This window comes from Micromonospora sp. SD19 (assembly GCF_054462275.1).
On sequence record NZ_JBTLMN010000006.1, the window covers coordinates 119,290 to 139,167 of the forward strand.

Annotated in this window: 18 protein-coding genes; 4 read left to right on the forward strand and 14 right to left on the reverse strand. The window is 72.2% G+C overall.

Annotation, left to right across the window (positions count from 1 at the left end; genetic code table 11):
* Positions 1-53: 53 nt before the first annotated feature.
* The 7 genes from ACX27O_RS20665 to ruvC form a co-directional block, all read right to left on the reverse strand.
* Positions 54-620: an adenine phosphoribosyltransferase gene (locus tag ACX27O_RS20665; protein ID WP_030336968.1), complete on the reverse strand. Its 567-nt coding sequence runs from the start codon at positions 618-620 to the stop codon at positions 54-56.
* A 78-nt stretch (positions 621-698) separates the two neighbouring features.
* Positions 699-1,895 carry a protein translocase subunit SecF gene (secF, locus tag ACX27O_RS20670; protein ID WP_030336967.1) on the reverse strand — a complete coding sequence of 399 codons (1,197 nt, stop codon included), beginning with the start codon at positions 1,893-1,895 and terminating at the stop codon, positions 699-701.
* A 1-nt stretch (position 1,896) separates the two neighbouring features.
* Entirely contained in the window at positions 1,897-3,816 is a 1,920-nt protein-coding gene (gene secD, locus ACX27O_RS20675) for a protein translocase subunit SecD (RefSeq protein ID WP_030336966.1), read from the reverse strand.
* 278 nt (positions 3,817-4,094) lie between these two features.
* A complete protein-coding gene (gene yajC / locus ACX27O_RS20680; protein ID WP_030336965.1) occupies positions 4,095-4,433 on the reverse strand; it encodes a preprotein translocase subunit YajC in 339 nt (112 codons plus the stop codon).
* Between the two features lie 140 nt (positions 4,434-4,573).
* The gene (gene ruvB, locus ACX27O_RS20685; protein ID WP_030336964.1) at positions 4,574-5,641 is read right to left on the reverse strand and encodes a Holliday junction branch migration DNA helicase RuvB; all 1,068 of its coding nucleotides are present in this window, start codon (positions 5,639-5,641) and stop codon (positions 4,574-4,576) included.
* A 114-nt stretch (positions 5,642-5,755) separates the two neighbouring features.
* Positions 5,756-6,358 (reverse strand): Holliday junction branch migration protein RuvA, encoded by a 603-nt coding sequence (gene ruvA, locus ACX27O_RS20690; protein ID WP_030336961.1) that lies wholly within the window; start codon positions 6,356-6,358, stop codon positions 5,756-5,758.
* Positions 6,355-6,882 carry a crossover junction endodeoxyribonuclease RuvC gene (gene ruvC, locus ACX27O_RS20695; protein ID WP_030336959.1) on the reverse strand — a complete coding sequence of 176 codons (528 nt, stop codon included), beginning with the start codon at positions 6,880-6,882 and terminating at the stop codon, positions 6,355-6,357. The genes ruvA and ruvC overlap by 4 nt, the downstream gene beginning before the upstream one ends.
* A 676-nt stretch (positions 6,883-7,558) precedes the next feature.
* Here ruvC and ACX27O_RS20700 point away from each other — a divergent pair.
* Positions 7,559-8,341 carry a 3-hydroxybutyrate dehydrogenase gene (locus tag ACX27O_RS20700; protein ID WP_030336958.1) on the forward strand — a complete coding sequence of 261 codons (783 nt, stop codon included), beginning with the start codon at positions 7,559-7,561 and terminating at the stop codon, positions 8,339-8,341.
* A gap of 14 nt (positions 8,342-8,355) precedes the next feature.
* Complete coding sequence (locus ACX27O_RS20705; RefSeq protein WP_030336956.1) at positions 8,356-10,275, forward strand: helix-turn-helix domain-containing protein; 1,920 nt, start codon at positions 8,356-8,358, stop codon at positions 10,273-10,275.
* A gap of 183 nt (positions 10,276-10,458) precedes the next feature.
* Here ACX27O_RS20705 and ACX27O_RS20710 read toward each other — a convergent pair whose 3' ends face one another.
* From ACX27O_RS20710 to ACX27O_RS20720, 3 genes are all read right to left on the reverse strand, one after another.
* Positions 10,459-11,067: a TetR/AcrR family transcriptional regulator gene (locus ACX27O_RS20710; protein ID WP_030336954.1), complete on the reverse strand. Its 609-nt coding sequence runs from the start codon at positions 11,065-11,067 to the stop codon at positions 10,459-10,461.
* A gap of 11 nt (positions 11,068-11,078) precedes the next feature.
* Positions 11,079-12,647, reverse strand: coding sequence for an MFS transporter (locus ACX27O_RS20715; protein WP_030336952.1), 1,569 nt, complete (start codon positions 12,645-12,647; stop codon positions 11,079-11,081).
* Positions 12,648-12,731: 84 nt separating this feature from the next.
* Positions 12,732-13,403, reverse strand: a complete 672-nt coding sequence (locus tag ACX27O_RS20720; protein ID WP_458939929.1) for a transcriptional regulator — start codon at positions 13,401-13,403, stop codon at positions 12,732-12,734.
* Between the two features lie 235 nt (positions 13,404-13,638).
* On the opposite strand from ACX27O_RS20720, the gene ACX27O_RS20725 reads away from it, so the two are divergent.
* Entirely contained in the window at positions 13,639-14,496 is an 858-nt protein-coding gene (locus ACX27O_RS20725; RefSeq protein WP_030336949.1) for an SPFH domain-containing protein, read from the forward strand.
* A gap of 62 nt (positions 14,497-14,558) precedes the next feature.
* On the opposite strand, the gene ACX27O_RS20730 is transcribed toward ACX27O_RS20725, so the two are convergent.
* Both ACX27O_RS20730 and ACX27O_RS20735 read right to left on the reverse strand, forming a co-directional pair.
* Positions 14,559-15,935 carry a permease prefix domain 1-containing protein gene (locus tag ACX27O_RS20730; protein ID WP_387222531.1) on the reverse strand — a complete coding sequence of 459 codons (1,377 nt, stop codon included), beginning with the start codon at positions 15,933-15,935 and terminating at the stop codon, positions 14,559-14,561.
* Complete coding sequence (locus ACX27O_RS20735) at positions 15,932-16,297, reverse strand: PadR family transcriptional regulator (protein ID WP_030336945.1); 366 nt, start codon at positions 16,295-16,297, stop codon at positions 15,932-15,934. Before ACX27O_RS20735 ends, ACX27O_RS20730 begins: the two co-directional genes overlap by 4 nt.
* Before the next feature lie 197 nt (positions 16,298-16,494).
* On the opposite strand from ACX27O_RS20735, the gene ACX27O_RS20740 reads away from it, so the two are divergent.
* Positions 16,495-17,241 (forward strand): phosphotransferase family protein, encoded by a 747-nt coding sequence (locus ACX27O_RS20740; protein WP_458939930.1) that lies wholly within the window; start codon positions 16,495-16,497, stop codon positions 17,239-17,241.
* Between the two features lie 6 nt (positions 17,242-17,247).
* Here the strand turns inward: ACX27O_RS20740 and ACX27O_RS20745 are convergent, their stop codons facing one another.
* Positions 17,248-18,390 (reverse strand): alcohol dehydrogenase catalytic domain-containing protein, encoded by a 1,143-nt coding sequence (locus tag ACX27O_RS20745; protein WP_081884075.1) that lies wholly within the window; start codon positions 18,388-18,390, stop codon positions 17,248-17,250.
* Entirely contained in the window at positions 18,387-19,844 is a 1,458-nt protein-coding gene (locus ACX27O_RS20750; protein WP_458939931.1) for an aldehyde dehydrogenase family protein, read from the reverse strand. The genes ACX27O_RS20745 and ACX27O_RS20750 overlap by 4 nt, the downstream gene beginning before the upstream one ends.
* Positions 19,845-19,878 lie beyond the last annotated feature (34 nt).

Consider the following 19,878-nt stretch of genomic DNA (forward strand, 5'->3'; position numbering starts at 1 on the left):
CCGGGTCCATCCGACAGGTCCGGGATCAAACGGTCAGCCGGGTACCGACCGGCTCAAACAGTCAACAGGGCGTGGACGGGACGCGGCGCCAGTCGCTCACGTCCACCCAGGAAACCGAGCTCCAGCAGCACGGTGAAGCCGGCGACGGTCCCACCGGCCCGCTCGACCAGGTCCAGCGTCGCCTCGGCGGTGCCACCGGTGGCCAGCACGTCGTCGACCACCAACACCCGGTGCCCGGCGGTGAAGGCGTCCTCGTGCACTTCCAACGTCGCCTCGCCGTACTCCAGCGCGTAGGAGACCGAGTGCGCGGGGCGGGGCAGCTTGCCGGCCTTGCGTACCGGCACCACGCCCACCCCCGTCGCGTACGCGATGGCCGCCGCGACCACGAACCCACGCGCCTCGATGCCGACCACCACGTCGAAGGCTTCCCGCCCGTGATACGAGACGATCCCGTCGATCACCTCACGGAAGACCTTGCCGTCGGCGAACAGTGGCATCAGGTCCTTGAACAAGACGCCCGGCTTGGGAAAGTCGGGCACGTCCAGCACCCGGCTGGCGACCAGTCGGGCGGCCTCCGGGCCACTGTCCCCGCGCGCTGCGGTGCTGTGGGTCTCCGTCACGGCTGTTTCGCTCTCCTTCGACGACGAACGGCGTCCGGCAACAGCATGCCGGACGCCGTTCGGGTGTTTCCTGTCGGGTCAGCGCCGCTTGGCGCCACCCGGCCGGTTGCCGCCGCCACCCGGGCGACCGCCCCGGGCACCGGTCGGGCGCTTGCCCGCCGGCCGAGCGCCCACCTTGGGGGCGGCACCGGCCAGCGCGGCGGCGTCCTGGTCGACCGGCTCGTCGGACGCGACGGCCTGGGCGGCCGGGCTCGCGGCGCCCTTACCGGGGACCTCGCCGCGGGCGACAGCGCCCCGCCGGCTCAGGACGCGCTTGTTGTGCGCCTGGATCCGCGGGTCGTAGTTCTTCAGCAGCGCCAGCAGCGGGGTGGCCACCAGGATGGAGGTCAGGAACGCCACCGCCATACCGACGAACAGCACCAGACCGAGGTCCTTCAACGTGCCGGCACCGAGCAGGCCGGCACCGATGAAGAGCAGACCGCCGACCGGCAGCAGAGCGACGACGGAGGTGTTCAACGACCGCATCAGGCTCTGGTTGATAGCCAGGTTGGACGCCTCGCCGTACGTCTGGTTGTTGTTGGCGGTGATGCCCCGGGTGTTCTCCTGGACCTTGTCGAAGACCACCACCACGTCGTAGAGCGCGAAGCCCAGGATGGTGAGGAAACCGATGATCGTCGACGGGGTGACCTCGAAACCGACCAGCGAGTAGATGCCGGCGGTGAGGATCAGGTTCGTGATCAGCGAGGCGACCGCGGCCACGGCCATCCGCCACTCGAAGCGCAGGATCAGGTAGACCATCACCAGCGCGATGAAGATGACCAGACCGAGCACGGCCCGCTCGGTGACCTGGCTGCCCCACGCCTCACTGACCTGGTTGCTGCTGATCTGGTCGGCGTTGATGCCGAGGTCCTCGGCGATCTGGGCCTTGACCGCGGTGGCCTGCTCGGCGGTGAGCTGCGGCGTGCGCAGCTCGTACGAGTCGCCGCCCGGGCCGCCGACCTTCTGCGTGGTCGCCACCGTGACACCGGTGTTCTCGGCGGCCAGGGCCGAGTTGACCTCCCGCTCGGCGTCGTCCAGGGTGCCGACGCTGGCCGGCACCTGGAACGAGTTGCCGCCCGCGAACTCGATGCCCAGGCTGAACCCGCGGATCGAGAAGCTGAGGATCGCGATCAGGATCAGAACCCCGGCGACGCCGAACCAGAGCTTGCGCCGGCCGACGATGTTGAGACCGGCCTCGCCGTTGTAGAGGCGGCTCGCCAGACCGTTTTCAGCCATCTCAGGCCTCCTTGGCGCGCGGGTTGCGGGGCTGAGTCGGCTGGTTGCGGGCCGGAAGCGCCCGGCCCAGACCGCTGACCCGCGGGGACAGGAACGCCCGGGTCCGGGCGAACATCGTCATGATCGGGTGACGGAAGAGGAACACCACCACCAGGTCCAGAACGGTGGCCAGGCCGAGCGCGAACGCGAAGCCCTTGACCGTGCCGACCGAGACCACGTAGAGCACCACCGCGGAGAGCAGGGTGATCGCGTTGGCCGAGATGATCGTCCGACGGGCCCGGATCCAGGCGCGCGGCACCGCGCTACGCGGGCTGCGCCCCTCACGGATCTCGTCTTTCAGTCGTTCGAAGTAGATGACGAACGAGTCCGCCGCCACACCGAGCGAGACGATCATGCCGGCGATGCCGGCGAGGGTGAGCGTGAAGCCGATCTGCCGGCCGAGCACCACGAGCGCGCCGAAGACCAGCAGCGCGGAGAGGATCAGGCTCAGGAAGATGACCGAGCCGAGCAGCCGGTAGTAGAAGAACGCGTAGATGATGACCAGCAGCATGCCGATGCCGGCCGCGAGCAGACCAGCGCGCAGGTGGCTGGCGCCCAGGGTGGCGGTGACGTTCTGCGCCTCCTGCTGCTCGAAGGTCACCGGCAGCGCGCCGTAGCGGAGCTGGCCGGCGAGGGTGCTGGCGTCCTTCTGGGTGAACTGGCCGGTGATCTGCGAGTTGCCGGTCAGCACACCCTGGATCTCCGGGGAGGACACGATCTCGTTGTCCAGCACCACGGCGACCCGGCACTTGCCGTCCTGGCCCAGCGCGGTCGCGTCACAGGCCTGGCCCTCGTTGTTGAACGCCTCACGCGTCAGCGAGGTCCACTTGCCCTGACCGTCGCCGGTGAAGTCCAGGCTGACCACCCAGGCGTTGGTCTGGTCGAGCACCGCATCGGCGTCGGAGACGTCGGTGCCCAGCACCTTGGCCTGGTCGAGCAGGTACTTCGAAGCGCCGTCCTCGCAGGAGACCACCTGCTGCTTCGGGTCGGAGATCGACGCCGGGGGGCGCTGGTCGAGCTGCGCGCAGCCGATCGTCGGCACGTTGAACTGCATCTGCGCCGGCAGCACCGCGACCTCCTGCGGAGACAGCGTGCCGAACGGCTTGAGCTTCTCGGCCAGCGACGGGTCGGCGGTCAGGTCGGCCGGGGCCTGCAGCCCGTTCGCGGCCTGCCACGCGGCGGCGCCGACCTTCTGCTCGACGGCCTTGCGCTGCTCCTCCACGCTGGCCGGCACCGGCTCCGAACTGGCGGTGGGCGCGGCGGCGCTCGGCGAGGCCGAGGCGGACGCGGAAGGAGTCGGCGTGGCACTGGGCGACGCCGGGGCCATCCCGCCCTGACCACCGCTGGGCGACGAGGTCACCTTCGGCGAGGCGCTGCCCGTGGGGGTCGGGGTCGCGGCGCCGGACGGGGTCGCGCTGCCGGTCGGGGCGGCGCTGCCGGACGGGGTCGGCGTGGCGGCGGGCGGCGCCTCGGCCACACCACTGCCGGAGGCGGCCTTGAGCACCTTGCGGAAGCGCAGCTCGGCGGCTTCGCCCACGTCGTCGAGGTTGCGGTTCTCACCGGGCAGGGAGATGACGATGTTGCGGTTGCCCTCGGTGACCACCTCGGCCTCGGCCACGCCGAACGCGTTGACCCGGCTCTCGATGATCTCGCGGGCCTCCTCGAGGTTCTCCGCCGTCGGGGGCTTGCCGTCGACGCTGTTGGTCGCCTCCAGTGTCACCCGCGTGCCGCCGATGAGGTCCAGGCCGAGCTTGGGCTCGAGCCGGTCCTTCCAACTGCCGCTGGCGCCGGCGAAGAACACCAAAAGATAGAGGACCACGAAGATGAACCCGAGCACGGCGAGCTGCCGCCCGGGGCGCATCTGTCCCTGAGGTGGTGCCACGGCTGTCCTGTCTCCCTGTACGGTCGCGCCGCTGTCGCAGCGGCGGCGGTGTCGGGCCGGGGGTCCCGCCCGACGGGTCTGCCTTGAGTCGACGAGATGCCGACACGAGAACCGGGCCCCCCGGCGCGGAACGCCGACGGCCACCGGAACGTGTCGACGCCCGACGTCGACCCAACTATCCAGTTTTCACGTCTCGCCCGCTGCCCCGTCGGGGCGCGACGACCCGGAAGCCGGGTCGACCGGCCGTACGCCGGACTCGCCGCTCCCGGGGGGAGGGGTCAGTCCTTGGCGGTGTCCGCGTCCTCGGTGACCGGCTCGCTCGGCAGCTCGGCACGGGTGACCACCCGCGCGATGGCCGGGCGGGCGTAGCGGGTCTGCACGCCCGGGGCGACCTCGATCAGGACGGTGTCGTCCTCGATGCCGGTGACCGTGCCGTAGAGCCCGCCGATGGTCACGACCTCGTCGCCGGGGCCGAGGTTGGACTGCATCGCCTCTGCCTCTTTGCGGCGCTTCTGCTGGGGTCGGATCATCATGAAGTACATGACGCCGAAGAGCAGGGCGATCATCAGGATCGGCGTGAAACCGCCGGCCCCGCCACCCGCTGCTGCCAATTGCACGGTTACTGACCTTCCCATTGGCCGCCTGCCCGGCACCGTGGGTGCCGGAGCGGAGGCGGATTCTCACGTCCTGTACAGACCGCGGCGAAGTCTAAACCCTGCACCTGAGAACGCCGAATGCGGCACAGATCACGTTCACATCACGGCTGTTCGGCATCCAGCGAGAACAGATCGGGCACAGGTGGACTATCTACACCAAATGTACCATTCGGTGGTGTGCGCCCCAGATGCCGCCAGGCGGCCTCGGTCGCCACCCGCCCCCTGGGCGTACGCGCCAACAGCCCGGCCCGCACCAGGAACGGCTCGCAGACCTCCTCGACCGTGTCCGGCTGCTCCCCCACCGCCACCGCCAGGGTGGACAACCCGACCGGGCCACCCCGGAACGAGTCGACCAACGCGGTCAGCACCGCCCGGTCCAACCGGTCCAGGCCCAGCGCGTCCACGTCGTACACGATCAGGGCGGCGCGGGCCGTGTCGAGATCGACCACCCCGTCCGCGCGGACCTCGGCGTAGTCGCGGACCCGGCGCAGCAACCGGTTGGCGATCCGCGGCGTACCCCGGGACCGACCGGCGATCTCGGTCGCGCCCTCCGGGGTGATCGGCACCCCCAGGATCCGTGCCGAACGGTGCAGCAGCGTCTCCAGATCCGCCGGCGAGTAGAAGTCGAGGTGCGCGACGAAACCGAACCGGTCCCGCATCGGCCCGGTCAGCAGGCCCGACCGGGTCGTCGCGCCGACCAGGGTGAACGGCTCGACGTCCAGCGGGATCGCCGTCGCCCCCGGACCCTTGCCCACCACCACGTCGACCCGGAAGTCCTCCATCGCGCTGTACAGCAACTCCTCCGCCGGCCGCGCAATCCGGTGGATCTCGTCGATGAAGAGCACGTCGCCCTCGGCGAGGCTGGTCAGGATCGCCGCCAGATCACCCGACCGCTCGATCGCCGGACCGCTGGTCACCCGGATACCCGCGCCCAACTCGGCGGCGACGATATTGGCCAGACTCGTCTTACCCAATCCGGGCGGGCCGGAGAGCAGAATGTGGTCCGGCGGCGAACCCCGCCGCATGGCGCCCTGCAACAACAGGTCCAGCTGGTCGCGGACCCGGTCCTGGGCGATGAACTCGGCCAACCGCCTCGGCCGTACCGTGGCCTCCGCGTCCCGGTCGGCGTCGTTGACGTACGCCGAGACGAGCCCCTCGGTCTCGCTCATCGGGCCGTCTTCATTCGCGACTGCGGGGCTCGCAAACCCGGCTCACTCCTCGCGCTCATCGGGCTGCCTTCAATCGCGACTGCGGGGCTCGCAAACCCGGCTCACTCCTCGCGCTCATCGGGTCCGACCCAGCAGCCGGATGGCCTGCTTGAGCAGCACCGGCACCGGCGGGGTCTCACCCTCGATCGACTCCGCCACCGCGGCCACCGCCTGATCGGCCTGGCCGGCCGTCCAACCCAACCCCACCAGGGCCTGCCGGACCTGCTCCGGCCAGCTGCCACGAGTCACCCCGGCCGACCCGTCGGCGCCGATCGGCACCGGGCCGATCCGGTCGCGCAGCTCCAGCACCAGGCGTTCCGCGCCCTTCTTGCCGATGCCGGGCACCCGGGTCAGGGCGGCGGTGTCGGCGTTGGCGATCGCCTTGCGAACCGCGTCCGGGGTGTGCACCGCCAGCACCGCCTGGGCCAGCCGCGGGCCGACCCCACTGGCGGTCTGCAACAGCTCGAACAGCGACTTGGCGTCGTCGTCGGCGAAGCCGTACAGGGTCAGTGAGTCTTCCCGCACGATCAGGCTGGTGGCGAGCCGGGCGACCTGGCCGACCCGCAGCTCCGCGAGGGTCCCCGGGGCGCAGTGCACGGCGAGCCCGACCCCACCGACCTCGATCACGGCCTGGTCCGGACCCGTCGCGGTCACCGTGCCGCGCACGCTGGCGATCATCGTGCTCCTCCTCGTCGTGCCCGGTCGGCCGCGGCGGCCAGCTTGGAGCGGGTCCCGCCGCGCCACACGTGGCAGATGGCCAGAGCCAGCGCGTCGGCGGCGTCGGCCGGCTTCGGCGGCTCGGCCAACCGCAACAGCCGGGTCACCATCGCGGTCATCTGCGCCTTGTCGGCCTGACCGGACCCGGTCACGGCCGCCTTCACCTCGCTCGGGGTGTACGTCTGCACCGGCAGCCCGGCCCGCGCCCCGGCCAGCACGGCGATGCCGCTGGCCTGCGCGGTGCCCATCACCGTGCGGACGTTGTGCTGGCTGAACACCCGCTCGACGGCGACGCTCTCCGGTTGGTGCTCGGCCACCAACTCGGTCAGCGACCGGTCCAGGTGCAACAGGCGCAGCGCCAAGTCGTCGGCCGGGTCGGTGTAGACCACGTAGTAGGCGACCAGGGTGCAGGGCCGGCCGGGCACACCCTCGACCACACCCACCCCGCACCGGGTCAGACCCGGGTCGACACCGAGCACGCGCACGCCGCCCCCTCCCCAACCGTCAGCAGTACGTGTGTTCGACACCCTAACCGGCGCCCTTCCCACCAGCCCCACGGGACACGCCCCCCGCGCCCCACACCCCACGCCTCGCACCCCACGCCCGCCCGCACCCCGCACTCACGCCCCGCGCGTCCCACACCCACACCCACGCCTGCACCCCGCACTCACGCCGCCGCGAGCCCGCACCCCGCACCCCGCACCGCGCGCGCCCCGCGCCACGCGCCCCGCGCCACGCGCCAAGATCCGAGCAACCTCCCGGATGTCGCTGCCTCAGACGCTTCGGCGGCCGATCGGGCGCGAATCGCAACGTCGACGCCGGCAAGGTCACGCTCGATCCAGGATGTAGTGGCAACGGAACGCCGGGATGCCCACTACATCCTGGATATTGCGCGATCTTGCGCGGCGCGGTGCGGCCCGGCGCGGCCCGGCGCGGCCCGGCGCGGCACGGCCCGGCGCGCACGGCCCGGCCCGGCACGGCGCGGCCCGGCCCGGCGCGGCACGGCCCGGCGCGGCCCGGCGCAGCCTGACGCAGTGCGGCGCGACGAGGGCGGTGGGCGCGTGTGGGTCAGGAGGGGCGGGCGGGCCACACAGCTTCGGTGCGGAGTATGTGTCGCCGGCCCATGTGCCGGGGGGCACACAGCTCGTAACTTCTTGCGCCATGACGGCAGAACCCGTGGTGGTCCCCCACGTCGTACAGGTCGACCTCACCGGTCGGACCGCCCTGGTCACCGGGGGCGGCGGCGGCATCGGGCGGGCGTGTGCCCTGCGGCTCGGCGCGGCCGGCGCCACGGTGCTCGTGGTGGACCGCAACCTGGAGGCGGCGAAGGCGGTGGCCGCCGAGGCCGGGGGCCGGGCGGAGGGGGTCGACCTGTCCGACGCCGCGGCGGTGGACTCCCTCGACGCGGACGTGGACATCGTGGTGAACAACGCCGGGCTCCAGCACGTGGCGCCGTTGCAGGACTTCCCCGTCGAGCGCTTCGAGTACATCCAGCGCGTGATGGTGGAGGCGCCGTTCCTGCTGATCCGCCGGGCGCTGCCGCACATGTACGCCCAGGGCTGGGGGCGGGTCATCAACATCTCCTCGGTGCACGGGCTGCGGGCCTCGCCCTACAAGGCCGCGTACGTCTCGGCCAAGCACGCCCTCGAAGGGCTGTCGAAGGTGGTCGCGCTGGAGGGCGCCGCGCACGGGGTCACCGCCAACTGCATCAACCCGGCGTACGTGCGCACCGCCCTGGTGGAGAGCCAGATCGCCGATCAGGCGGCCAGTCACGGCATCGACGAGACCGAGGTGGTCGAGAAGATCATGCTGGCCCGGGCCGCGATCAAGCGGTTGATCGAGCCGGAGGAGGTGGCCGAACTGCTGGCGTACCTCTGCTCGCCGCCGGCGGCGTTCATCAGCGGAGCGTCGATCGCCCTCGACGGGGGCTGGACGGCCAACTAGTGGGGCTGAGCACAATGTCGACCATGTCATCGCCGGTGGAGTTCCTGGAGCTGCTCGCCCGAGAGGCCGCGGCCGTCGAGTTCGAGGGACCACTGGTGGCCGCGCGGGCGGCCGGGCTGCCGCCGGAGCGCCTGGCCGAGCTGGAGCAGGCCAGGGCGGTGGCGTTGCGGGTCCGCGCGCTGCTGGAGCGCCGCCGCCGCCGGGAGAGCGAGCTGTCCGGCCTGTACGACACGGTCAGCGACCTGGCCGGGCTGCGCGACCTGGACGACGTGTTGCGGGCGATCGTGCACCGGGCCCGTCACCTGCTCGGCGCGGACGTGGCGTACATGACGCTCAACGACGACGAACGCGGCGACACCTACATGCGGGTGACCGACGGGTCGGTCTCGGCCCGTTTCCAGCGGCTGCGCCTGCCGATGGGTGCCGGCCTCGGTGGCCTGGTGGCCCAGTCGGGCGCCCCGTACGTCACCGCGAACTACGGCGAGGACGCCCGCTTCCACCACACCGGCGAGATCGACGCGGGGGTGGGCGAGGAGGGTCTGGTGGCGATCCTCGGGGTGCCGCTGCGGCTCGGCTCCACCTCGATCGGGGTGCTCTACGCGGCCAACCGTTCGGCCCGGCCGTTCGTCCGGGAGGAGGTGACGCTGCTGGTGTCGCTGGCCGCGCACGCCGCGGTGGCGATCGACACCGCCCGGCTGCTGGCCGAGACCCGTTCGGCGTTGGCCGAGTTGTCGGCGGCGAACACCACCATCCGGGCGCACAGCAGCTCGGTGGAGCGGGCGGCGGCGGCCCACGACCGGATGACCGCGTTGGTGCTGCGCGGCGGTGGGGTGGAGGACGTGGCGGCGGCGGTGACCGAGGTGCTGGGCGGCGCGCTGCTGGCGTTGGACGCCGAGGGCCGCCTGCTGGCCCGGGTGGGTGAGATCGAGGAGCCGGACCGCGCGGACATCGTGGAGGCGGTGGCCGCGTCCCGGACCGAGGGGCGCAGCGTCCGCCGGGGCCCGCTCTGGTACGCCGCCGTGGTGGCCGGCGCGGAGAACCTGGGCGCCCTGGTGCTGCGCCCGGACGACGAGTTGGTCGACGCCGACCAGCGCATCCTGGAGCGGGCCGCGTTGGTGACCGCGCTGCTGCTGTTGTTCCGCCGGACGGTCGCGGAGGCGGAGGGGCGGGTGCGGGGCGAGCTGCTGGACGACCTGATCGCCCGCCCGCTGCGCGACACCGACGCGTTGCGCAGCCGGGCCCGTCGGCTCGGCGTGGACCTGGACGCGCCGCACGTGCTGGTGGCGGTGGGTGACGACGCGATCGCCGCGACCGGTTCGGCTCGGCAGCGGGTGCTCTCCTGGGCCACCACGTACGCCTCGGCGCGCGGCGGACTGGCGGCGGCCCGCGACGGCCGGGTGGTGCTGATGTTGCCGGGCTCGGACGCGGGCGGCAGTGCCCGCGCGGTGGCCCGGGACCTGTCCCGGGTGACCGGCCGCCCGGTGACCGCCGGGGCGAGTGGCCCGGCGAACACGCCGGCGGCGCTGGCGGTGACGTTTCAGGAGGCGGACCGGTGCCTGACGGCGTTGGGTGCGTTGGGCCGTGCCGGGCAGGGCGCGAGCACCGTGGAGTTGGGCTTCGTCGGGTTGTTGCTGGGCACTGTCGGTGACCGCGGTGAGAAGGACGTGACGGAGTTCCTCACCGCCACGGTCGGCCCGGTGCTCGACTACGACGCCCGCCGCGGCACGGCGCTGGTGAAGACGCTGGAGGCGTACTTCGGGGTGGGTGGCAGCCTGGCCCGGGCCGCCGAGCAACTGCACGTGCACGTCAACACGGTGACCCAGCGGTTGGAGCGGGTCGGGCAGTTGCTCGGCGTCGACTGGCAGCGCCCCGAGCGGGCGCTGGAGGTGCAGCTCGCGCTGCGTCTGCACCGCCTGCGCGCGCCGGCCGGCTGACCGCACCGCCGGGCCGCCGTGCCGCCCGGACCGCCGCGCCGCCGTGCAGCCCGGACCGCCGTGCAGCCCGGACCGCCGTGCAGCCCGGACCGCCGCGCCGCCGTGCAGCCCGAGCCGTAGACGCCTGGTCAGCGGGCACCCCGCTGACCGCCACCCGGCCGGCGGGCACCGGGGCCGCCGACGTCAGCGGGCCCGGATGCCCTCCAGCACCGCGTCGACGACCCGTTCGGGCAGGGTCTGCTCGTCCAGGTCCGGATTCCACTGCAGCACCCGCTGGATCAGCATCGGGCCGGTGAGCAGCGCCATCGTCACCTCGACGTCGATGTCGGCGCGGAGCGCGCCCTCGTCGATGCCGCGTCGCAGCACCTCGCGCATCAGCTTTCGCCGGGGCGCGATGATGTTCTGGTAGAGCTGGTACTGGTCCGCGCTGCGGTTCACGGCGGGCACCAGACAGGGCATGATCTTCGCCGCGCGTGGGTCGACGTTCTTGCCGATCGCGCCGACCAGCAGCACCAGGTCGTCGCGGACCGAGTGCCCGGCCGGCTGGGCCAGGACGCCCTTGAGTCGCCGCAACGCGTCCAGCAGCAACGCGTCCTTGCCGGCCCAGCGGCGGTAGATGGTGGCCTTGCCGACCCCGGCGCGGGCGGCGATCGCCTCGATCGAGAGCGCCTCGATGGTGCTGCCCTCGGCGAGCAGGTCGAGGGTCGCCTCGATGATCGCCTCGTCGGCGCGGATGCTCCGCGGTCGCCCGGGCGACCGCGGAGCATCAGCAGTGGACGTCATGTCCGCCATTCTTCCCGCACCTAGGCCGTGCCGGCCAATTCGGGCTCGGCGACCGGCGTCACCGGGGCGACACTGGTCTCCTCCTTGCCCGGCATCCAGCGCAGCACCACGATGATCCCGAGCGCGGCGATCACCGCGGAGAGCCCGGCCGCCCAGTGCATGGCGGTGACGAAGGCGTCGTTGGCCGCCGAGATCAGCCCCGGCGCCGCCGGGCCGAGCTGGCCCGCCGCCGCGTACGCCCCGGAGATCGACTCGTTGGCCGCGTCCTGGGCCTGCGTGGGCAGGCCGGTCAGCGCGTCACCGATGTCGCTGCGGTAGACAGCGGAGAGCACCGAGCCGAGGACGGCAACGCCGAGCGCGCCGGCCACCTGGCGGATGGTGTTGCTGACCGCGGAGCCCACCCCGGCCTTCTCCCGGGGCAGCGCCGACATGATCGACTCGGTGGCCGGCGGCATGATGTTGGCCATCCCGGCGCCCTGGATGAGGAAGACGAGCAGCACGATCCAGATCGGGGTGGAGGCGCCGATGAAGACGAAGGCGCCGAGTGACACAGCGGTCAGCACCAACCCGACGGCGGCGACGGCCTTCCCGCCGTAGCGGCGGACCATCGTGGCGCTGCGCGGCGCGAAGACCAGCTGGGCGCCGGCGAAGGGCAGGAAGAGCAGACCGGTCTGCAACGGGCTGTAGTCACGCACGAGCTGCAGGTAGAACGATCCGAAGAACATCGAGCCCATCGCGGCGAAGAACACCAGGCCGACGATGGCGACCGGAGCGGCGAACCGGGGCACCTTGAACAGCCGGACGTCCAGCGACGGGTGGTCGCTGCGCCGCTCGTGCTGCACGAACCAGGCCAGCACCGCGACGCCGACCAGGATCGAGCCCCAGGCCAGCGGGCGGCCGAAGCCGTGCTCGCCGCCGTCGATGATGCCGTAGGAGAGGGCGACCAGGCCGACCACGGAGAGCAGAACGCCGAGCACGTCGATGCGGCCCGGGCGCGGGTCACGCGACTCGGGGACGAGCAGCGCCACCAGCACCACGCCCGCGGCGACCACCGGCACGTTGATCAGGAAGACCGAACCCCACCAGAAGTGCTCCAGCAGCGCGCCGCCGAGGATCGGGCCGATCGCCACGGCGAGGCCGACAGCGCCGGCCCAGACCCCGATGGCCCGACCGCGCTCACGCGGGTCGAAGACGTTGGAGATGATCGACAGTGTCACCGGCATGATGGCCGCGCCGCCGACCCCCATCAGGGCGCGGGCCGCGATGAGCTGTCCGGGGCTCTGGGCGTACGCGGAGAGCAGCGACGCCAGGCCGAACACCAACAGACCGATCATCAGGAAGCGCTTGCGGCCGGCGCGGTCGCCGAGCACGCCGAAGGTGAACAGCAGCCCGGCGAAGACGAGGGTGTAGGAGTTGATGGACCACTCCAGCTCACCCTGGCTGGCGCCGAGGCCGTGCACCGGGTCGGCCAGGGTGCGCAGGGCGACGTTGAGGATCGTGTTGTCGAGGACGACCACGAGGAGGCTGATCACCAGCACCCCCAGGATCGCCCACCGCCTCGGGTGTCCGGTGTTGTTCTGTAGTTCCATTCCTGGCTTTCCCCCCACGCTGGTCACCCGCGACGAAATACGATACGGGTCAGACTCGTAACGCGAGTCAGCCTACGACGCGCATTAACGATACGGGACCGATCCGTATCGTATGTGGTGGGCGTCACGTCCCGGCGCGACAGCCAGGCAGGCGGCGACGGCGTCCGCCAACGTGCCGAGCCGCACGGCCGGCTTGCCGAGCGGCTCGATCCAGCCCGGCCCCGCGCCGTACGCCCGAAGGCGCGGGAAGTCCCGGGCGAAGCGCAGCAGGCGGTACGCGCGGCCGGTGAGCGGCGTCTGCGACCAGAGCACGACGGTGCGGGGTCGGGCCCGGTGCACCGCACTGGCCAGCGCACCCCAGGGCAGCGCGGGGCCGAGATTCAGACAGCCGCGACCCTGCTCGCGCAGCGCGGCGGCGAGGGCGTGCAGCCCGAGGCAGTGCGCCTCCTGCTCGGCGCCGGCCAGCAACACCCCGCCCGCGGGCAGGGACCGGCCGGGCTCCCGGCGGTACACGTCCATCCCAACCCGGACACCCTCGCTCAGGGCGTGCTCGACGGCGATCTCGGCGGCGGTCCGCCCCGGCATCCGGGCCAGCAGCGGCCCGCAGACCTGCTCCCAGAGCGCCTCGACGCCCCACGCGTGCGCCATCTCCAGCAGCACAGTGGCGACACGGTTACTGTCCAGGTCCTCAGCCGCCAGACAGACGCGCTTGTACGCGACCTCCACGGCATCCGCCGGCATCGGAGCGCTCAGCACCACACGTACCCCCGGGTAGACGTTTCCTACCCGATGGTTCGCTGAAACGGCGCGCGGTGGATGCGCTGTCGTGGGATTCGCCGGCGACGGGCATCCGGCCGGAGGGATATCGGCCGCGTCGCCCCGCGACGGCGGCACGGCGAGGCCGGTCACCAGGCCGGTCCCCCCGGACCACCGGCTTGACCTGCCCTCGTACGTTGATGATCCACACAGCTCAGCGGAAGGTCCTCACCCCATGCCTGTCGGCTTCACCATGGCGATCGTCTTCGCCGTCGCCCTGGCGGTCAGCGCCGTCGTCGCCCTCGTCGCTTCGGCCAAGCCGCTGAAGCGGACGGCCGCCCTCGCGGCGCTCGGCCTTCTCGCCCTCACCCTGGTGGTCGGCATCGCCTCCAGCGCCCACTCGGTGCCCATCCGCTCGGTCGGCATCGTCACCAGCTTCGGCAAGCCCACCGGCGAGGTGACCGGATCGGGCCTGAAGTGGGTGGCGCCCTGGCAGAAGGTCGGCGAGTGGGACGCGGGCCGGCAGAAGTACGACCACATCGGCGGCAACAACTGCGTACGCGTGCGCACCGGCACCCTCGCCGACGCCTGCGTCGAGGTGCTCGTCGAATGGCAGGTCAAGCCGGAGAACGCGCCGAAGCAGTTCATGGACTACAAGGGCGACTTCGGCAGCTTCCGCGGTCAGCGGGTGGGGGTGCAGCTCGACAGCGCGGTGAACGACGCCTTCGCCGCGTACAACCCGCTGGAGAAGATCGACGCCCAGACCGGTGACCTCAACGTCGACCTGAAGCCGTTCGCCGCGAACATCAAGACCAGCGCGGAGACCCGCCTCGCCAGCGACGTGGACATCCTCTCGGTGACCATCACCCGGGTCAACCACGACGACAAGACCGAGGGCAACATCAAGGCGTTCCAGGACAAGCTGGCCCAGACCCGCAACCTGGAGCAGGACCGCAAGAACGCCGAGATCTCCAAGCAGATCACCGAGACCAACGCGAAGGTGGACAAGGTGACCCGCTGCCTGGAGATCGCGGAGAAGAACGGCGCGAACCCGGGGCTGTGCATCAACCCGGGCATCGTCACCGGCAAGTGACAGCGGGCCGGCCCACCCGTGGCGGGAGGGCCGGCCCCGGTTCGCGGCTGGTCGCTCGCCGACTAGGCGAAGCTGAACAGCGGCGGAAACACCAGCACCACGATCCAGGCCCACGCCGCGTACACCGGCAGGTAACCGGTCTGCCACCGTTCGAGCGCCGCGAACGGCGTACGCCGGCGGATGAAGGTCAGCAGGAGCCACGCCGACCACGCGAGGTTGACCAGCAGGATCACGTTCTCGCCGAGCGCCGCCGCCCGGTTGGGCGTGCCGCCGTAGTCGTCGGTGATGCGCCCGGTGATCTCTATCAGCACCAGCACGTCGATGGCCAACGCGCTGACCACGAGCGCGAGTTGGAGTTTGTCGAACGGGCCGGGCGGGGCCGACGGATCGCGGGCCGACAGTGAGTAGAGCAGCAGCCCCAGCACCACGACCAGCAGGAGGTCGAAGAGGAGCAGCGCCTCACGCTCGACGTCGATGCCGTGGCTGGTCCAGACGACAGCGACGAGGAAGGCGAGCAGGGCGGCAGTGAAGAGCGGGGTGAACAACCGGGTGAGCACCGGCGCGATGTTCTCGACGACGCTCTGCTTGGCCTCGACGAGCCACCCGGCCACCACGACGGCGGCCGCGGCGCCACCGGGCAGCAGCCACTGCGAGACGAACTCCTGCGGGACGATGCCGATGGCCGCGAAGGTGTTGAACAGGAACGCGGCGAGCACGCCGCCGCCGAGCGCCATCAGCACCAGGTAGATGAACCACTCGCCGGTGAACCGGATGAAGTCCATGCGCCGACGCGACGAGCGCCAGTCGTCGGCGACGTAGGCCAGGCCGACCACCAGCCACAGGGCGATGGGAAGGTGGACGCTGGTGACGACCACTGACTGCGAGTCGTCCGCCAGGGGGTAGGCGTTGGCCGCCACCGCGCCGAGAGCGAAGAGGACCGCGAGTGCCGCGATCACCGGCCGTCGGGCGCTGCGACGCCAGGCCAGGTACGCCGCCAGCCAGGGCAACGCGAACAGTGTGAAGTTCCGCGCGTAGAACGCGCCGTCCTCGCCGAAGCTCAGCCCGAACAGCACCGGCACCTTGACCGACACCAGCGCGCCCGCCGCGCAGGCGAGCATCACCCACAGGTCCCGCCGGGCGCGGGGGCCGTCGGCCGGGCCGGCGGAGTCGCCGGTCAGCACCAACTGCTTCCACAACCGTTCCGAGTGTTCCCGGGCGAACTCGCGGGAGAGTTCGTCGAGGCTGCCCATCCGTTTCACCGCGACCAGAAACGCCTCGTCGGGGCTCAGGCCGGCGGCGACGAGTTCGTCCACGGAGCCGCGCAGGTGGTCTTCCAACTCGTCGGCGTCCACCGCCTGCAACTCCCGGCGGCGGAGCACGTACTGGCGCCACTGGGCGAACTGCGCTTCCAACTCCTGCGGGCCGTCGGGTGCCGTCATGCCAGGCCCCCCAACGGGGGCACCGTCAGCGGCGCGCGGTCCTGCCAGATCTCCTTGAGCGCGCCCACCACCGTGTCCCACTGCCGGCGCTGCTCGGCCAGCTCGGCCAGGCCGCTGTCGGTGATGCGGTAGTACTTGCGCTTGCGCTCACCGGCGACCGACTGCCAGCTCGACTCCAGATAGGAGAGGCGCTCAAGTCGGTGCAGCAACGGATACAGCAGCCCTTCGGTCCAGTCCAGCTCACCCCCGGACAGCTCGTTGATCCGCCGGAGGATGGCGTAGCCGTAGCTCTCGCCCTCGGCCAGGATGCCGAGCACCATCGGGGTCGCCGAGGCGGCGACCAGGTCCTTGGCGACCTTCATGAAACCTCCCGCCCCAAACCTAGAAGTACGATGCATAGTACTGCTAGGTATAGCGCCTGATGCAACCTCAGCGCCGGCGCGGACTTCCGACCAGTCGCACGACTCTCGTCACCGCGGTCGCCGGGTCGGCCCCGGGCACCTGGCCACCACCGCCTCCCGTGGAAAATCAGTCGAATCCCGATGGTCGGGTCACCACAATGGCCGGTGTGCCGGAGGTCAAGGTGGTCGTAGCCCATCAGGAACGCGCCACCCTGCGCATCGGCGACGTGTTCCTGAAGATCGACGCTGATTCGGGGCGCACCGACGTCGAGGTCGAGGCGATGGCCATCGCGCCGGTCCCGACTCCCGAGGTCCTCTGGCGCCAGCCGCCAGTGCTCGCGCTCGCCGCCCTGCCCGGTACGGCACTCGGCCGCCTCGGCGAGCCGTCGACCGCGTCGCCGGCGGCGTGGACCGCAGTGGGCGCCGCCGTTCGAAAGCTGCACGACGCGCCGCTACCGCCGTGGCCCGGTCGCGACCGCGCCGAGTTGACATCACAGCTCGACGCCGAGTGCGAGTGGCTCGTCCGCGACGGCGTCCTCCCCACCGACCTGGTCGCCCGCAACCGTCGGGTCGCCGAGGCGGCGCTCCGACCGTGGACCCCGGTGTTCACGCACGGCGACCTGCAGATCACCCACGTGTTCGTCGACGGCGACGAGATCACCGGTGTGATCGACTGGTCCGAGGCGGGCCGGGGCGACGCCCTCTTCGACCTCGCCACCCTGACGCTCGGGCACGAGGAACGCCTCGCCGACGTCCTCGCCGGCTACCGCGCCGACGTCGACCTCGACGTCATCCGCGGCTGGTGGTCAGCGCGCAGCCTGCTGGCGATCCGCTGGCTCGTCGCGCACGGCTTCGACCCGTTCGCACCAGGCTGCGAGGTCGACGTCCTGAAATCCCGGCTGTGACCGGCGTCAGCTGAGGGTGACCACCCAGCGGGCGCCCTCGCCCCGGGCCAGCCGGTCGAACGCCGTGGGCGCCTCGTCCAACGGGATCGTGCCGCTGACCAGCACCCCCAGATCCAGTGCGCCGTCGGCCAGCTCGGCGGCCAGCATCGGCACCTCCCGATCCGGGTCGGACGATCCGTACACCGAGGAGCGCAGCGTGCGCGCCGAGTGGAAGATGTCCAGCGCGCCGAGGCTGACCATGTCGTCCTTCGCGCCCATCCCGACCACTGTCACCGCTCCGCCGCGACGGGTGAGCCGCCAGGCGGCACGGATGGTGGCCGCCCGGCCGACGCACTCGAAGGCGTGGTCGACGCCACGGCTCTCGGTGCGCGCCCGTACCTCCTTGGAGAGCCGATCGTCGGAGAGCAGGAAGTCGGTGGCCCCGGCGGCCAGCGCCAGATCCCGCTTCGCCTCCGCGACGTCGACGGCCAGGATCGTGGTGGCACCGGCCCGGCGGGCCGCGCTGAGCACGGCGAGCCCGACGCCACCGAGCCCGACGACCGCCACCGACTCGCCGGGCGTCACCCGGGCGGTGTTCCGGACCGCACCCACGCCGGTGAGCACCGCGCAGCCGAGCAGTGCGGCCTGTTCGGGTGGCAGCCCGGCCGGGATCGGGATGACGGCACGCTCGGGTACCACCACCGCCTCGGCGAGAGCGCCGAGGCCGAGGGTCAGGTGCAGCGGGACCCCGTCGTCGGTCTCGCCACGCGCCACCGTCGGGGCCGTGGTGGCGGCGCAGAGCCACGGCTCGCCGCGCCGACACCACCAGCAGGCCCGGCACGCCGGTGCCCAGTTGAGCACCACCGGGGTGCCGACGGCCACCTGCACGCCCGGCCCGGTCTCGGCCACCACACCGGTCGCCTCGTGCCCGAGCACCAGCGGGAACCTCGCCGCGAGGGTGCCGTTGACCATGGACAGGTCGGAGTGGCAGACACCGGCCGCCGTGATCGTCACCCGCACCTCGCCGGGGCCGGGCGCGGGCAGGCGTACCCGCTCGACCCGCAGCTCGGCACCCGACCCGCGCGCGACCAGCGCGCGAACCGTGACCGGCGCGGACGCCGCTTCGGTGCCGCCGCCCGGCGCGGCCGGGGACAGCTCGCCGCCGGTCATCGCTGGATCGCCTTCAGCTCGCAGAACTCGGCCAGCCCGTGCACGCCCAACTCCCGGCCCAGGCCGGACTGCTTGTAGCCACCGAACGGGGCGAGCGGGTTGAACGGGGCACCGTTGATGTCGACGGCGCCGGTGCGCAGTCGCCGGGCCACCGCCAGCGCCGCGTCCGTGTCAGCGGACCAGACCGCGCCGGCCAGCCCGTACTTCGAGTTGTTGGCGATGGCGACCGCCTCGTCGGTGTCGGCGAACGGGATGACGGCGAGCACCGGCCCGAAGACCTCCTCCTGGGCGAGCGCGCTGTCGGGGTGCACGTCGGCGAAGACGGTAGGGGCGACGAAGTGCCCCCGGGCCGGCACCGGCGCGTCCGGTCCACCGGCGACCAGCCGGGCGCCGTCGGCGACGGCCCGGTCGATGTGGCCACGCACCCGCTGCGCCTGGGCGGCGGAGACCAACGGGCCGAGCCGGGTCGCCGGGTCGAACGGGTCGCCGAGCCGGTAGCCGGCCACCGCCGTGGCGATCAGGTGGAGGGCTTCGTCGTACCGGTCGCGGTGCACCAGCATCCTGGTCCACGCGGTGCAGGTCTGACCCGAGTTGAGCAGGGCGTTGCCGACGCCCACCTTGACGGCGGTGGCCAGGTCGGCGTCCGGGAGGATCACGTTGGCGGACTTGCCGCCCAGCTCCAGCGCGACCCGGGCGATCCGGTCGGCGGCGAGCCGCATGATCCGCGCGCCGGTGGCGGTGGAGCCGGTGAAGGAGACCAGGTCGACGTCGGGGTGCCCGGCGAGCGCCTCACCGACCACCGGCCCGGTGCCGGGGACCAGGTTCAGCACCCCCGGCGGCAGACCGGCCTCGGTGACCGCGTCGAAGAGCAGGTACGCGGTCAACGGGGTCAGCTCGCTGGGCTTGAGCACCACAGTGCAACCGGCGGCCAGGGCCGGGGCGAGCTTCGCCATCACCTGGTGCAGCGGGTAGTTCCACGGCGTGATCGCGCCGACCACGCCGATCGGCTCGCGGACGACGAGGGAGTTGCCGATGTGCTCCTCGACCGGCTCCCGGGCGGCGAGCGCCACATGGTCGCGCAGCACTGTCAATGGGAGCCCGACCTGCACCCGGGTGGCGAGCTTGAGCGGCGCGCCCAGCTCCCCGGCGATGGTGTGGGCGAGATTGTCGGCCCGGGCGGCGAGCGCCGTGTGCAGCCGGTCGAGGTGAGCGGAGCGCTGCGCGGGGGCGGCGGCCGACCAGCCGGGAAACGCGGCGCGGGCCGCGGCCACGGCGCGGTCCACGTCGGCCGGGGTGCCGGCCGGCACCTGCCCGATCAGCTCCCCGGTGCTCGGGTTCTCCACGTCGATCAGGTCGGTGCCGGCGGGCGACGTCCACTCCCCGTCGACGTGCAGGTGGCGCCGCAGGCGCAGGGGGTCGGGCAACTGCGACGGCGGGGCGGCGGCGAGGTCCATGTCGTCCCTTCGAGGGTGGGCGATGGGCGATGAA